Origin of the sequence: Brevundimonas sp. BAL450, from assembly GCF_015767455.1 — a bacterium.
In the GTDB taxonomy this organism is placed as follows: Bacteria; Pseudomonadota; Alphaproteobacteria; order Caulobacterales; family Caulobacteraceae; genus Brevundimonas; species Brevundimonas abyssalis.
The window spans coordinates 50,679-64,104 of record NZ_JADWOW010000042.1; the positions used below are offsets into that span (position 1 = coordinate 50,679).

The following is a 13,426-nucleotide window of genomic DNA, read 5'->3' on the forward strand; positions in this document are numbered from 1 at the left end:
GAAGGCGCGGACTCTCAGTCCGGCTGTCCGTTCCTGTATCGCCCATACAGTAGCGGCGCCCCAAGCCAGTAGCAAAGCTCCGCCGGCCGATTGATGTCCCAGACCGCCAGGTCCGCCGCCTTGCCGGTCTCCAGCGTCCCGATGCGGTCCGCCATGCCCAGCGCCTTGGCGGCATGGCGCGTGGCGCCCGCCAGCACCTCTTCCGGCGTCAGGCGGAACTGCACGCAGGCCAGAGTCATGGCCGCCAGCATGGACGCCACCGGCGAGGTGCCGGGGTTGCAGTCCGTCGCCACCGCCATGCTCACCCCATGGCCGCGCAGCGTCTGGATGGGCGGCGGCGTCTCTTCCCGCAGCATAAGGAAGGCGCCGGGCAACAGCACGGCCACGACGCCCGCCTTGGCCATGGCCGCGATCCCGGCCTCGTCGGCATATTCGATGTGATCCGCCGACAGGGCGCCGTATCGCGCCGCCAGCGCCGCCCCCCCGCCGTTCGACAACTGGTCGGCGTGCAGCTTGACCGGCAGGCCCAGCGACTTCGCCTTTTCGAACAGCCGCCCCACTTCGTCGGTGGAGAAGGCGATGGGCTCGCAGTAGGCGTCCACCGCGTCCACCAGCCCCTCGGCATGGGCGGCGGGCAGAATCTCGTCCACCGCCAGATCCACATAGGCGGCCCGATCCTCGCGGAACTCCGGCGGCACCGCGTGCAGGCCCAGATAGCTGGTCGCCACCCGCACCCCGCCCTCGGCGCCCACCCGCCGGGCGGCGCGCAGCATCTTCAGCTCGCTGTCCCGGTCCAGGCCATAGCCGGACTTGATCTCAACCGTGGTGACACCCGAAGCCTTCAGCCCGGCCAGCCGCTTCAGCGCCGAGGCGACCAGATCGTCCTCGGACGCCTCGCGGGTCATGCGCACGCTGGAGACGATGCCCCCGCCCGCCCGGGCGATCTCCTCATAGGTGGCGCCGCCCAGCCGCTGCTCGAACTCGCCGGACCGGTCGCCGCCGAACACCAGATGGGTGTGGCAGTCGATCAGCCCCGGCGTGACCCAGCGCCCGTCCAGCCGATCGACTTGGGCCGCTTCGTGCGCCGGCAGGTCCGCCCGCGCCCCGACCCAGGCGATGTCCCCGTCCCGGATCAGGATCGCCCCGTCCTCGACGGCGCCATAGGCTTCGCCGCCCTCGAGCATGGTGGCGAGGCGGCAGTCCGTGATGAGGCGGTCGGCGCGGATCATCGGGCCTGCACGCCCGCCAGAATTTCGCAGAACCAGCGGCCTGCGGTCAGGCTCCCCAGATCACCCACCTCCAGCGAGGGGTCGTATTCGGTCAGGTCCACGCCGCGCACCTTCGGATGGGCGCCGATGACCCGGGCGGCGTCGAAAAAGGCCTGCGCCGAAACCCCGCCCGGCCGGGCGCCGGGGCTGGCGGGCCACTGGCTGCGGTCGATCACGTCGATGTCGAAGTCCACGTGGATGAGGTCGCAAAGGCCGGACAGCCGCTCCAGCTCCTGCGCCACGACGGCGGCCAGTCCCTGGTCGCGGCACTGGCGGGCGGTGCGCACCGATATGCCCGCCGCCATGGCCTTTTCGTGAGCGCGGCGGGTGTTGGCGAAGGGGGCCAGACCCACCTGGCTGATGCGCCGCCCGTCCAGACCGTCGTCCAGCAGCGCCTGGATCGGATTGCCGTTGGTCAGGCCGTGGTCGGTGTCGCGCAGGTCGAAATGGGCGTCGAGGGTCAACACCCCCACCCGCTCCAGACCCAGGGCGTGGGCCGCCGGGCGGGTGATGGCGTTGTTGCCGCCGATCAGGATGGTCAGGGCCCGGTGCGCCTGCGCCGCCACGGCATCGCGCACCGGCTCGAAGGCGTCGGCGGGGGACACGGCCTTCAACGGCACGTCGCCCGCATCATGGACCCGCACGTCCAGCTCGACCTCCGTTTCCAGATCATACGCAGACAGGCGCGGCAGCACGGCGCGCAACGCCTTCGGGCCAAGGTCACACCGTCCCGGCGTCAGCGACCGCTCGTTCAGCGGCGCCCCGATCAGGGCCACGGGCGCGTCGGGGTGATCGCCCAACAGATCGGCGACCGAACGCCAGCCAAGAGCCTCGGAGCCCGTCATCCCTGATCCTTCCTCGGAGAAAACCGCGCCACCAGATCATAGGCCGCGCCGGGAAACATCTGCCAGACCCGCGTCACGCCCTGGCCGTCGCGCCAGGTGCGCCGTTCCAGCCGCAGGCAGGTCGCCCCGGCTTCCAGCCCCAGCGCCTCTGCTGTCTGTCGGTCTGCGCCGACGGCGGATATGCGATGCTCCGCCTCGGTCCACGGCGCACGCGCCAGCAGCCACCCCCCCGCCGGCTCCGCCGAGAAATCGGCGGCTTCGGCCTCCGGCGTGGCGGTCAGAGAGATCAGACGGTGCTCCATGGCGAACGGCAGGCCGTCCGCCAGGTGCAGGGTCTCCAGTTCGATCACCCGCGCGCCCAACTCTGCCTCGTCCGCCGACGCCGGACGCACGATTCGGCCCATCAGCCTGTGCGAATAGGCCAGCCCGCGCGCCTGCACCTCCGCCTGAATGTCGGGAATGGCCACCAAGGCCGAGGAGTGGACCGGCGGGTGCGCCACCACCGTACCGACCTTGCGGCGTCGCACCACCAGGCCGCGCGCCGCCAATTCCGAAACCGCTCGCGAAACGGTCATGCGGGCGCAGCCGTATTCGACCGTCAGCTCAGCCTCGGTGGGGATGCGGAAACCCGGCGCCCAGTCGCCCGAGGCGATGCGGCGTTCGATGTCGCGCGCAATGCGTCGATGCAGGGGCTCGGCGTCCATGACGCGCAGACTGCCCCTTGCACCCCATTATGTCTAGACATAACAATAGCCGCATTCGACAGGGAGATTTGAATGCCCGACGCCCCCAACACCCGCGTCATCCGAAGCCCCCGCGGGCCGGACAAGACGGCGAAGACCTGGGCCGCCGAGGCCGCCCTGCGCATGTTGATGAACAATCTGGATCCCGAGGTGGCCGAGCGGCCCGAGGACCTGGTGGTCTACGGCGGCATCGGCAAGGCGGCGCGCGACTGGCCGTCCTTCGACCGCATCGTCGACCAGCTGACGCGGCTGGAGCCGGACGAAACCCTGCTGGTGCAGTCCGGCAAGCCGGTGGGCGTGTTCCGCACCCACGAGGACGCGCCGCGCGTGCTGATCGCCAACTCCAATCTGGTGCCCAGATGGGCCACGTGGGAGCACTTCAACGCGCTCGATCGCAAGGGCCTGATGATGTACGGCCAGATGACCGCCGGGTCCTGGATCTACATCGGAACCCAGGGGATCGTTCAGGGCACCTACGAGACCTTCATGGAGGCGGGCCGCCAGCACTATGGCGGCGACTGGTCGGGCAAGTGGATCCTGACCGCGGGCCTCGGCGGCATGGGCGGGGCCCAGCCTCTGGCGGCCACCATGGCGGGCGCGTCCTGCCTGGCCATCGAGTGCCAGCCCAGCCGCATCGAGATGCGCCTGCGCACCCGCTATCTGGACGTGGCGGCCGACACGCTGGATGAGGCGCTGGAGCTTCTTAATCAATCCATCAAGGACAAAAAACCCCAATCAATCGGGTTGTTGGGCAATGCAGCTGATATTTTGCCTGAACTGATCAAGCGCGGCGTGCGGCCCGATCTGGTCACCGACCAGACCAGCGCCCACGACCCGGTCAACGGCTATCTGCCCTCCGGCTGGACGGTCGCGGAGTGGGAGGCCAAGCGTCAGACCGACCCCGCCGCCGTGGAGGCCGCCGCCCGCAAGTCCATGGCCGTTCACGTGCAGGCCATGCTGGATTTCCATGGTCAGGGCGTGCCCACCACCGACTATGGCAACAACATCCGTCAGGTGGCCTTCGACGAGGGCGTGAAGGACGCCTTCGCCTTCCCCGGCTTCGTGCCCGCCTATATCCGCCCCCTATTCTGTCGCGGGATCGGACCGTTCCGCTGGGCGGCGCTGTCCGGGAATCCGGAAGACATCAAGAAGACCGACGCGGCCATGAAGCGCCTGTTCCCCGACAACGCCGGGCTGCACCGCTGGCTGGACATGGCGGGCGAGCGCATCGCCTTCCAGGGCCTGCCCGCGCGCATCTGCTGGATCGGCCTGGGCGACCGGCACCGGGCGGGGCTGATGTTCAACGAGATGGTGGCGTCGGGCGAACTGTCCGCGCCCATCGTCATCGGACGGGACCATCTGGACTCCGGCTCGGTGGCCAGCCCCAACCGTGAGACCGAGTCAATGATTGACGGTTCTGACGCCGTGTCCGACTGGCCCCTGCTGAACGCCCTGCTGAACACGGCCTCGGGCGCGTCCTGGGTATCACTGCACCATGGCGGCGGCGTGGGCATGGGATACTCCCAGCACTCGGGCGTGGTCATCGTCGCCGACGGCACGCCGGAGGCGGGCAAGCGGCTGGAGCGCGTCCTGTGGAACGACCCGGCCACCGGCGTCATGCGCCACGCCGACGCGGGGTATGACATCGCCAAGGACGCCGCGCGCGAACATGGCCTGAACCTGCCCTCGCTGGAGGCCGCCCGATGAGCATCACCATCGGCGCCGAGCGCCTGACTCTGGATCAGCTGCGCACCCTGGCCACCGAGCACACGCCCGTCGTCATCGCCCCCGCCGCCCTCGACCTGCTGGATCAGGGCGCGGCCACGGTGGCCCGGATCGTCGAGGACGGGCGCACCGTCTACGGGGTCAACACCGGCTTCGGCCTGCTGGCCAACACCCGCATCGACGACGCGGATCTGGAGACCCTGCAGAAGAATCTGGTCCTGTCCCACGCCTGCGGCGTCGGCGCCGCGCTGGCGGACCAGACCGTGCGCCTGATCATGGCGCTGAAGATCGCGTCCCTGACGCGCGGCGTCTCGGGCGTGCGGCGCCAGACGGTTCAGCTTCTGGCCGACATGCTGAACCGGGGGCTGGTCCCCCTGATCCCGGCCAAGGGCTCGGTGGGCGCCTCGGGCGATCTGGCGCCCCTCGCCCATCTGGCCGCCGCCATGATCGGCGAACCGCGCCAGATGGTCTGGTTCGAGGACGCGTGGGAGCCGGCAAACATCGCGCTGGAGAAGGCGGGCCTGACGCCCGTCGTCCTCGCCGCCAAGGAGGGCCTGGCCCTGCTGAACGGCACCCAGTGCTCCACGGCGCTGGCGCTGGTGGGCCTGTTCCGGGCCGAAAACCTGTTCCGCTCGGCGCTGGTCACCGGGGCCATGTCCACCGACGCGCTGAAGGGTTCCGACGCCCCGTTCGACGCGCGCATCCACGAGCTGCGCGGCCAGCCGGGCCAGATCGACACGGCGGCCGCCCTGCGCACCCTGATGGCCGACAGCCCCATCCGCAACAGCCATCGCGACGACTGCCTGAAGGTTCAGGACCCCTATTCCTTCCGCTGCCAGCCCCAGGTCATGGGGGCCATTCTTGATGTCATGCGGGCCGTGGCCCGGACGCTGGTGATCGAGGCCAACGCCGCCACCGACAATCCGCTGGTCTTCCCCGACAGCGGGGACGTGCTGTCGGGCGGCAATTTCCACGCCGAGCCGGTGGCCTTCGCCGCCGACCAGCTGGCCCTGTGCATCGCCGAGATCGGCAGCATCTCCGAACGCCGCACCGCAATCCTGATCGACCCCAAGATGAGCGGCCTGCCCGCTTTCCTGACCAGCGACCCGGGCCTGAACTCGGGCTTCATGATCGCCCAGGTCACCGCCGCGGCGCTGGCCTCGGAGAACAAGATGCTGGCCCATCCGGCGGTGGTGGACACCATCCCCACCTCGGCCGGTCAGGAGGACCATGTCTCCATGGCCACCCACGGCGCGCGGCGTCTGGGCGACATGGCCGACAACGTCGCCAACATTCTGGCGGTCGAGCTGCTGGCCGCCGCCGAGGGGATCGAGCACCACCGCCCGCTGACGTCCTCGCCGCCGCTGGAGCAGGCGCTGGACCAGCTGCGCACGGTGGCCACGGCCATCCCAACCGACCGCTATTTCGCCGACCATATCCAGGCCGCCGCCGAGGTGATCGAAGGCGGCCGGCTGGCGACGCTCTGTCCGGACGACGTAGCCCTGGGCTGACCTACTCCTGCCGCTCGATGGTGATGACGTAGGCGCCGGTGGAATTGGGCGCATAGCTGTTGGCCCGCAGGGTGTACCAGCCCGCCTCGTCGAACTCGTGCTCGATCAGCGAATTGGTGTCCGACAGCCCGTCATCATCCGAGGCCAGCAGCACGAAGTCCTCCGCCAGCCCCTCGCCCAGGGCCAGGAAGGCGTCGAACGCGTTGGACACCATGGTCAGCCGCAGGCGGTCGCCCTCTTCGACCTGGAATCGATAGTCGTCGTAGTAGCTGGAATCCCCCGCAGCCATGCTGTCGTTCTCGGTCAGGCTCCCGCGCACGGTCGCGCCGATCATGATGCTGCCCGCCACAGGCGCCGGGCCGCGATCGATCAGCTCCAGCGCATAGAGGCCCCGTCCGGCTCCCCCCAGCGGCTGGGCCCGGACAATGTAGTCGCCGGTCTCCGGGATGGTGAAGTTGAGACGCGAGTTCAGCCCCTCGCCCAGACCGTCGTCGTCATAGGCAAGGGCGATGAACTCGCCCTCGGCCGCCCCGATCTCCAGATAGCTGTCGAAGTCGCCCGAGCGCATGACGATCTGCACCCGCTGGCCTTCCTGTCCCTGGAACCGATAGGCGTCGAAGCGGCCGTCCGAGGCGCTCCGGACGCTGTCGTCGCTGATCTCGCCCTGGACCGCTCGTCCGAAGACCAGCGGCATGGGTTCAGGATCCGGCTCAATCTCGCTGACGCCCAGGGTGTAGGCGCCCGTGCTCGCGCCGCCGAACGACCGGGCGCGAAGCTCATAGACGCCGGCCTCCTCAAAGGTGTGGACCAGGCGCGAGTTCAGGCCCTCGCTCCCGTCGTCGTCCGCGGCGATGGACTCGAAGCCGCCGGCGCTCGCACGACCCAGCTCGAGGTAGGTGTCGAAGTCCTCCGACTGCATGGCGAACACCACCCGCTGCCCGGCCTGCGCCGTGAAGGCGTAACCCACATAGCCGGAGCCGTAGTCATCCATGGTCGCGGTTTCATCGAGGAGCCCCGCAATCTCGTCGCCCAGCGCCAGCGGCGCCGGCGGCACGGGCTCGGGGCCGTCGCTCAGCGACAGGACGTAGGCGCCCTCGCCATCGGAGGACAGGGCGGCGGCGCGGATGACGTAGTCGCCGGTCTCGGGCGCCGTGAACAGGATGCGCGAGTTCAGCCCGTCGTCGCCGTCGTCATTGGACGCCAGTTCCTCGAAGGCGACGCCCGAACGGCGCCCCACATACAGAACCGGGTCGAAAGCGTCGCTGTTCAGCCGGATCTGGATGCGTTCGTCAGCCCGCGCCCGGAAGACATAGACGTCATACAATTCGTCATAGGTCAGTTCCGGGTCCTCGCCCCTCGTCAGCGCGCCCTGCACATCTCCGCGCGGCCGGATGCGCGTGGGAGTCGGCTCGACCGGAGCCGCAGCCCGCTCGGCCAGACTCACCTGATAGGCGCCCGTGGCCTCGGGGCTGAAACCGCGCACCCGGACCCGATAGGTCCCGGCCGTTTCCGGCGTGAAGCGCAGCAGGGCGTGCGGATAGCCGCCGCCGTCGTCATCGCTGGCCAGAGGAGTCGGGTCCGAGTGCTCCCCCTCGCGATAGATCGAGACGTAGGAGTCGAAGTCATCCGACGTCACACTGATCTCCAGCCGTTGGGTCGGCGCGGCGCGGATCAGGTAATCGTCATACAGATGGGCTTCCTCGGACCACGATCCGACCTGACCGTGGGCGTCACCCTCCTCGAGCATGCCGCTGACCGGCCGGTCCGGCATCAGCCAAGGGGTCTCCTGTGCGATGGACGGGGCAGCCATGACCAGGGCCAGGGCGCTTGCACAGGCGAGGCGGGTGCGGATGGACGACATGAGCGGATTCCCCCTTGAGTTCAGGCCGATCATAGACGCCGAACCGGCGCGGCTGTAAATCGCCCACCGCACACGATTTCTGACGAGGACGATCATGCCCGAAGCCAAACGCATCGACGGCAAGGCTTTCGCCGAGGGCCTGGTGAACCGCATCACCCGCGCCGTGGCCGAGCTTCAAGCCCGCCACGGCCTCAAGCCTGGACTGGCGGTGGTCATCGTCGGCGAGGACCCGGCCAGCCAGATCTATGTGCGCAACAAGGGCGAACGCACGGAAGCCTCCGGCATGCGCTCGGACACCCACCGCCTGCCCGCCGAAACCTCGCAGGATCAACTTCTGGACCTGATCGCGGACCTGAACGCCGATCCGGGCATCCACGGCATCCTGGTCCAGCTGCCTCTTCCCGATCACATCGATTCTTCCGCCGTGCTGGGCGCCATCGATCCGGACAAGGATGTGGACGGCTTCCATGTGGTCAATGCGGGTCGTCTGGCCGTGGGCCTGCCCGGGCTGGTCCCGTGCACCCCGCTGGGCAGCGTCATGCTGCTCAAGGACCAGATGGGCGATCTGACGGGTCTGAACGCGGTCATCGTCGGGCGCTCCAACATCGTCGGCAAGCCCATGGCCCAGCTGCTGCTGGCCGAAAGCTGCACCGTCACCGTCGCCCATTCGCGCACCCGCGACCTGCCCGCCCTCACCCGCACCGCCGATATTCTGGTGGCCGCCGTGGGCCGTCCGGAGATGATCAAGGGCGACTGGATCAAGCCGGGCGCGACGGTGATCGACGTGGGCATCAATCGCGTGCCGTCCGCCGATCCCGAGAAGGCGGCCCAGGGCAAGACCCGCGTCGTGGGCGACGTGGCCTACGCCGAGGCCGTGGCGGTCGCGGGCGCGATCACCCCGGTCCCCGGCGGCGTCGGCCCCATGACCATCGCCTGCCTGCTGATGAACACCTACACGGCCGCCTGCCGGTCCGCCGGACTCGATCCCGCCCTGCCGGACGCTTGAACAACCGTCACCGAGGGGGAATAGTCTTTCTCAGGCAGGCGGGAGATTTCATGATGACGGCAAAACGTTCCTGGGCGGGTCCGATTCTCGCCTTGGCCATGATCCCGGCGCTGGCCGGATGCGGCGTCAACGCCATCCCCACCAAGGAAGAGCGCGCCCGCGCCGCCTGGGGGGACGTGCAGAGCCAGTATCAGCGCCGCGCCGATCTGGTGCCCAATCTGGTGGCCACGGTCCAGGCGTCGGCGGTGCAGGAGCGCACGGTGCTGAACGAGGTGATCGAGGCCCGCGCCCGGGCCACGGCGGTCAACGTCAGTCCCGAGGACGCCGCCGCCATGCAGGAATTCCAGGCGTCCCAGTCCGAACTGGCCGGGGCCCTGTCGCGTCTGCTGCTGGTGGTCGAGGCCTATCCGGAGCTTCAGTCCAACCGCAACTTTCTGGAACTCCAGTCCCAGTTGGAGGGCGCCGAGAACCGCATCGCCATCGCCCGGCGCGACTACAATGAGGCCGTGCGCGACTACAACACCGAGCTGCGCACCTTCCCCGGCGTGGTCTGGGCCAGCACCGTCCACGGCGGCTCCGAACCCATGCTACCCTTCGAGGCGACCGAAGCGGCGCAGACCGCGCCCGAGGTGAACTTCAATCTCGACGCGCCGCCCGCGTCGGCCGCTCAGGCCACGCCCGACCAGTGAGAATTCGCCCGCTCCTCTGGATCATCGTTCTGACGGCCGTCTGGCTGGCGGCCGGGCATGCGACGGCCCAGACCTTCCCGGCCCTGACCGGCCGCGTGGTGGACGAGGCCCGGCTGCTGTCGCCGGACCGGGAGCGGCAGCTGAGCGAGCGGCTAGAGGCGCTGGAAGCCGAAACCACCGACCAGCTGGTTGTAGTCACGGTGAACGACCTTCAGGGCTACCCCATCGAGGACTACGGCTATCAGCTGGGCCGCGAATGGGGCATCGGCCAGGGCGAGACTGACAACGGCGTCCTGCTGATCGTGGCCCCCAATGAGCGCAAGGTGCGGATCGAGGTGGGCTACGGGCTGGAGCCGATCCTGACCGACGCTCTGTCCGCCCGCATCATTCACGAGGAGATCCTGCCCGACTTCCGCCAGGCGGGGTTCGAGAGCGGCATCACCAGGGGCGTCGACGCCATCATCAACCAGCTGACGCTGGACGAAGCCGAAGCCCTTGCCCGGGCGGCGGAGGCCGAGCGGCCCGAGTCGGTCATGGTCTGGGGGGTGCTGATCACCATCGGCGTGTTCCTGCTGCTGGGCGTCATGGGCGCGGTTTCCGCGTCCCGGGCGCCGGGACGACGGGGTCGCAGGCGCGGTGACGGCCTCACGCCGATCCTGATCTGGGCCGCGACGGAGGCGGCGCGCAGCCGTTCGAGCGGAGGGTCCGGCGGCGGGTTCGGCGGCGGGGGCGGCTTCAGCGGCGGCGGCGGCAGTTTCGGCGGCGGCGGCGCCTCGGGAGGATGGTGAGATGAAATTCGGCCGCGAGGAGCATGCCCGCATCACCGCCGCCATCCGCGAGGCGGAAAAGACCACGTCCGGCGAAATCTTCTGCGTCTTCGCCCATCGGGTGTCCCACCACGCCGATGTGGTGCTGGCCTGGGCGGCGGGGCTGGCCCTGACCGTGCCGCTGCTGCTGATCCCGTTCGGCTTCAATCCCTCCTGGCTGCCGGGCTTCTCGGCCGGATGGACCGCCGCGCACCTGGCGGCGACCGAGATCACGGTCGGCCTGACCCTGGCCGCCTACGCCGCCGTGCAGCTGTTCGTGTTCGCCCTGGTCTGCCTGATCGGCTGCATTCCGGCGGTGCGCCGCGCGATGACGCCACGCACCCTGCGGGCCGGCCGTTGCCGCCGCGCGGCCATGAACCAGTTCCTGGCCCACGGCCTGCACGTCACCGAGAACCGCACCGGCGTGCTGATCTTCGCCAGCGAGTTCGATCATCACGTGGAGATCATCGCCGATGAGGGCATCCATGGTCTGGTCGACGCCGAGGTGTGGATGGACGCGGTCGCGGTGATGGCCCGGCATCTGAAAGCCGGCCGCGCCGCGGAGGGCTATGAGGCCGCCGTCGCCCTGTGCGGCCAGGTGCTGGCCCGGCATTTTCCGCCCGCGCCGCGCGACCGGAACGAACTGCCGGACCGGCTGGTTGAAATCTGATCCCGTTCGGGCCGTTTTTCGGGCTCAAAAGCTTCATCCCATAGGCCTATAGTCCCGCGTTCATGGCCCGACTCCTCACCTACAATGTGCATCGCTGCGTCGGCGTCGACCGACAGCTGGACGTGGCCCGCATCGCTGGCGTCATCGCCGATCTGGAGCCGGACATCGTCTGCCTCCAGGAGCTGGACGTGGGCCGCGCCCGCACCGGCGGGGTGGACCAGGCCCACGCCATCGCCGAACGGCTGGACATGAGCTTCCAGTTCCACCCCGCCATGCGGGTGGAGAAGGAGCTGTACGGCGACGCCATCCTGACCCGCCTGCCCGAAACCCTGGTGCGCGCCGACGCCCTGCCGACCCTGTCCGGCCTCAAGGGTCTGGAGCCGCGCGGCGCCCTGTGGAGCCTGATCCAGGTGGACGGGGTCGAGATCAACATCATGACCACCCACCTGGGCCTGATCCCGCGCGAACAGCGTCTTCAGGCCACCGCGCTGATGGGCAAGGCCTGGATCGGGTCGCCGAAGCTGGAGGGCCCCGTGATCCTGACCGGGGACTTCAACGCCACCTCGATCACCCGCCCGTATCAGATCTTCACGAAAAAGCTGGACGACGCCCAGCGGCGTCTGAACCTGAAGCCCAGTCTCAAGACCTTCCCGTCAGGCTTCCCGGCCATCCGCATCGACCATTGCTTCGTCAGCGAGGAGATTCGGGTCACCGGCGCGCGGACGGGAACCTCGCCCTTGGCGCGCATGGCCTCTGATCACCTGCCGCTGGTGATCGATTTCGAGGTGTCGGCGGCGGGGGATTCCAGCCTCGCCTGACGGCTGCGCCGCCGTCTCAGCCAGGGCCACCAGGCGTCGTCGGAGCCGTGCGGGTCGCCGAACTGCCATTCGGCCATGAAGCGGTCAAAGCGCGTCGGCGGCTCCAGGCCCAGCTGAACCAGACGATCCCCCCCGAACGACAGGATGGTCTGGCCGACAGAGGGCGACAGCGCTTCGGCCGCGCCATAATGCTCGCCGTCCACGGCCATGAAATGGGCGATCAGCCGTTGGCGCAGCCGCCGGACGAAAGTGCGGCCTTCCTCCGTATCCGCCACGGTCGCCACGTCGCACTCGGTGTCGAGCCCCTGCGACCGGTTGTTCAGATTGGTCGAGCCGATGCGCAGGAACTCATCGTCGATGATGGTCACCTTGGAGTGGACGATGATGCGCTGGCCCTCCTCGGTGCGGGGACAGAAGGCGGTGAAGCGGTTCTCGTGATCCGCCGCCTCCAGCCGCATCAGAACCTCGGCCCGGGCGGTGTCCATGGTCAGACGGTCGAACCAGCTGGGGCTCTCGGTGGTGGAGATCAGCACGATCTCCGGCCCGCCCGGTTCGACCAGACGATCGATCAGGGCCTGGGCGATCACCGGCGAGGTGAAATACTGGTTCTCGAGATAGATCAGGCGTCTGGCCCGGCGAATGGCGTCCAGGTGCAGGGCCAGGTTCTCCTTCACCTCGGCGCGCCGCCCCCAGGCGGGCTCGGTGCGGGCCACGCCGACCTCCACGTCGGTCAGGTCCGGCTCGACGCCCTCCGGCCACGGATCCAGCCCCTCCTGCTGGATCGGCAGGACCGCTTCGCGCGTGGCCCGGAACCAGCGGCGCCGCGCCAGATCGCCCAGCGCCCTGGCGGCCGGGCCGTCCATGACGCACATCACCTCGTGCCGGGGCGGACAGATGGCGCCGGACGGCATGCACCGGCGCGGGTCCCCGTCCATGTGCTCCACCGAATCCCAGCGGTCCGTGGCGATGTCGCCGCCGCCGCAGAAGGCCACCGCGTCGTCGATCACCACCACCTTCTGATGGTGGCACGCCCCCAGGGGGCCGGGGCTGTCCAGCCGGAAATCCGCCGTGCGACGGCGGAACCACCGCTGGGCCCGCTGTGGGAAAAACCCCTGCGAGGCCGCGATCAGCAGCGGTGATTTCCAGATCAGCAGCCGGATGTCCAGATCCGGGTTCTGCTTGATCATCATGCGGATCTGATGGCCGATCTCGGCCTGGCGGTCGCCGGGCCGCGTCTCCGGATCCAGCCGGGTGCGCGGATCGAACTGCCAGCCCAGGACGACGACGGATCGCTTGGCCTTGGACAGGGCGGATTCCAGCGCCTCGAAATAGGCGGCGTTCTCAACCAGCACGGCGAACCGCCCGGCGCGTTCGACGCGCCAGCAGTTGTCGCCGGTCTTCAGCCATGTGTTCGCCTGATCCATGCCCCGCCTTGTGACGTGGTCGCGTGACGACTTTATTCACGTCCACGCATCGAAGACGCT

General features: G+C 69.1%; 12 protein-coding genes. 7 read left to right on the forward strand and 5 right to left on the reverse strand.

Annotated features, from left to right (window positions below):
* Nucleotides 1-14: 14 nt before the first annotated feature.
* Genes hutI through IWC96_RS04650 form a run of 3 tightly spaced genes read right to left on the reverse strand, consistent with a single transcriptional unit; the run spans nt 15 to nt 2,817 of the window.
* The gene (gene hutI / locus IWC96_RS04640; protein ID WP_242397140.1) at nt 15-1,226 is read right to left on the reverse strand and encodes an imidazolonepropionase; all 1,212 of its coding nucleotides are present in this window, start codon (nt 1,224-1,226) and stop codon (nt 15-17) included.
* Nucleotides 1,226-2,113, reverse strand: a complete 888-nt coding sequence (locus IWC96_RS04645; protein ID WP_196838424.1) for an agmatinase family protein — start codon at nt 2,111-2,113, stop codon at nt 1,226-1,228. Before IWC96_RS04645 ends, hutI begins: the two co-directional genes overlap by 1 nt.
* Nucleotides 2,110-2,817: a UTRA domain-containing protein gene (locus IWC96_RS04650; RefSeq protein ID WP_021697809.1), complete on the reverse strand. Its 708-nt coding sequence runs from the start codon at nt 2,815-2,817 to the stop codon at nt 2,110-2,112. The genes IWC96_RS04645 and IWC96_RS04650 overlap by 4 nt, the downstream gene beginning before the upstream one ends.
* Nucleotides 2,818-2,889: 72 nt before the next feature.
* Here IWC96_RS04650 and hutU point away from each other — a divergent pair, with 72 nt between their 5' ends.
* Complete coding sequence (gene hutU / locus IWC96_RS04655) at nt 2,890-4,563, forward strand: urocanate hydratase (RefSeq protein ID WP_021697808.1); 1,674 nt, start codon at nt 2,890-2,892, stop codon at nt 4,561-4,563.
* The gene (gene hutH / locus IWC96_RS04660; RefSeq protein WP_021697807.1) at nt 4,560-6,092 is read left to right on the forward strand and encodes a histidine ammonia-lyase; all 1,533 of its coding nucleotides are present in this window, start codon (nt 4,560-4,562) and stop codon (nt 6,090-6,092) included. The genes hutU and hutH overlap by 4 nt, the downstream gene beginning before the upstream one ends.
* Nucleotide 6,093: 1 nt before the next feature.
* Here hutH and IWC96_RS04665 read toward each other — a convergent pair whose 3' ends face one another.
* Nucleotides 6,094-7,953, reverse strand: a complete 1,860-nt coding sequence (locus IWC96_RS04665) for a PPC domain-containing protein (protein ID WP_196838425.1) — start codon at nt 7,951-7,953, stop codon at nt 6,094-6,096.
* 94 nt (nt 7,954-8,047) lie between these two features.
* Here IWC96_RS04665 and folD point away from each other — a divergent pair, with 94 nt between their 5' ends.
* The 5 genes from folD (at nt 8,048) to IWC96_RS04690 (ending at nt 11,942) form a co-directional block, all read left to right on the forward strand.
* Nucleotides 8,048-8,959, forward strand: coding sequence for a bifunctional methylenetetrahydrofolate dehydrogenase/methenyltetrahydrofolate cyclohydrolase FolD (gene folD, locus IWC96_RS04670; protein ID WP_021697805.1), 912 nt, complete (start codon nt 8,048-8,050; stop codon nt 8,957-8,959).
* A 50-nt stretch (nt 8,960-9,009) separates the two neighbouring features.
* Complete coding sequence (locus tag IWC96_RS04675; RefSeq protein ID WP_021697804.1) at nt 9,010-9,648, forward strand: LemA family protein; 639 nt, start codon at nt 9,010-9,012, stop codon at nt 9,646-9,648.
* Nucleotides 9,645-10,436 (forward strand): YgcG family protein, encoded by a 792-nt coding sequence (locus tag IWC96_RS04680; RefSeq protein ID WP_021697803.1) that lies wholly within the window; start codon nt 9,645-9,647, stop codon nt 10,434-10,436. Before IWC96_RS04675 ends, IWC96_RS04680 begins: the two co-directional genes overlap by 4 nt.
* A gap of 1 nt (nt 10,437) precedes the next feature.
* On the forward strand, nt 10,438-11,124 hold the full coding sequence (locus IWC96_RS04685) for a TPM domain-containing protein (RefSeq protein WP_021697802.1): 687 nt from the start codon (nt 10,438-10,440) through the stop codon (nt 11,122-11,124).
* A gap of 62 nt (nt 11,125-11,186) precedes the next feature.
* Entirely contained in the window at nt 11,187-11,942 is a 756-nt protein-coding gene (locus tag IWC96_RS04690) for an endonuclease/exonuclease/phosphatase family protein (protein WP_045319157.1), read from the forward strand.
* Here IWC96_RS04690 and IWC96_RS04695 read toward each other — a convergent pair.
* Nucleotides 11,882-13,366 (reverse strand): phospholipase D-like domain-containing protein, encoded by a 1,485-nt coding sequence (locus IWC96_RS04695; protein WP_196838426.1) that lies wholly within the window; start codon nt 13,364-13,366, stop codon nt 11,882-11,884. The genes IWC96_RS04690 and IWC96_RS04695 overlap by 61 nt on opposite strands.
* Between the last annotated feature and the right edge of the window lie 60 nt (nt 13,367-13,426).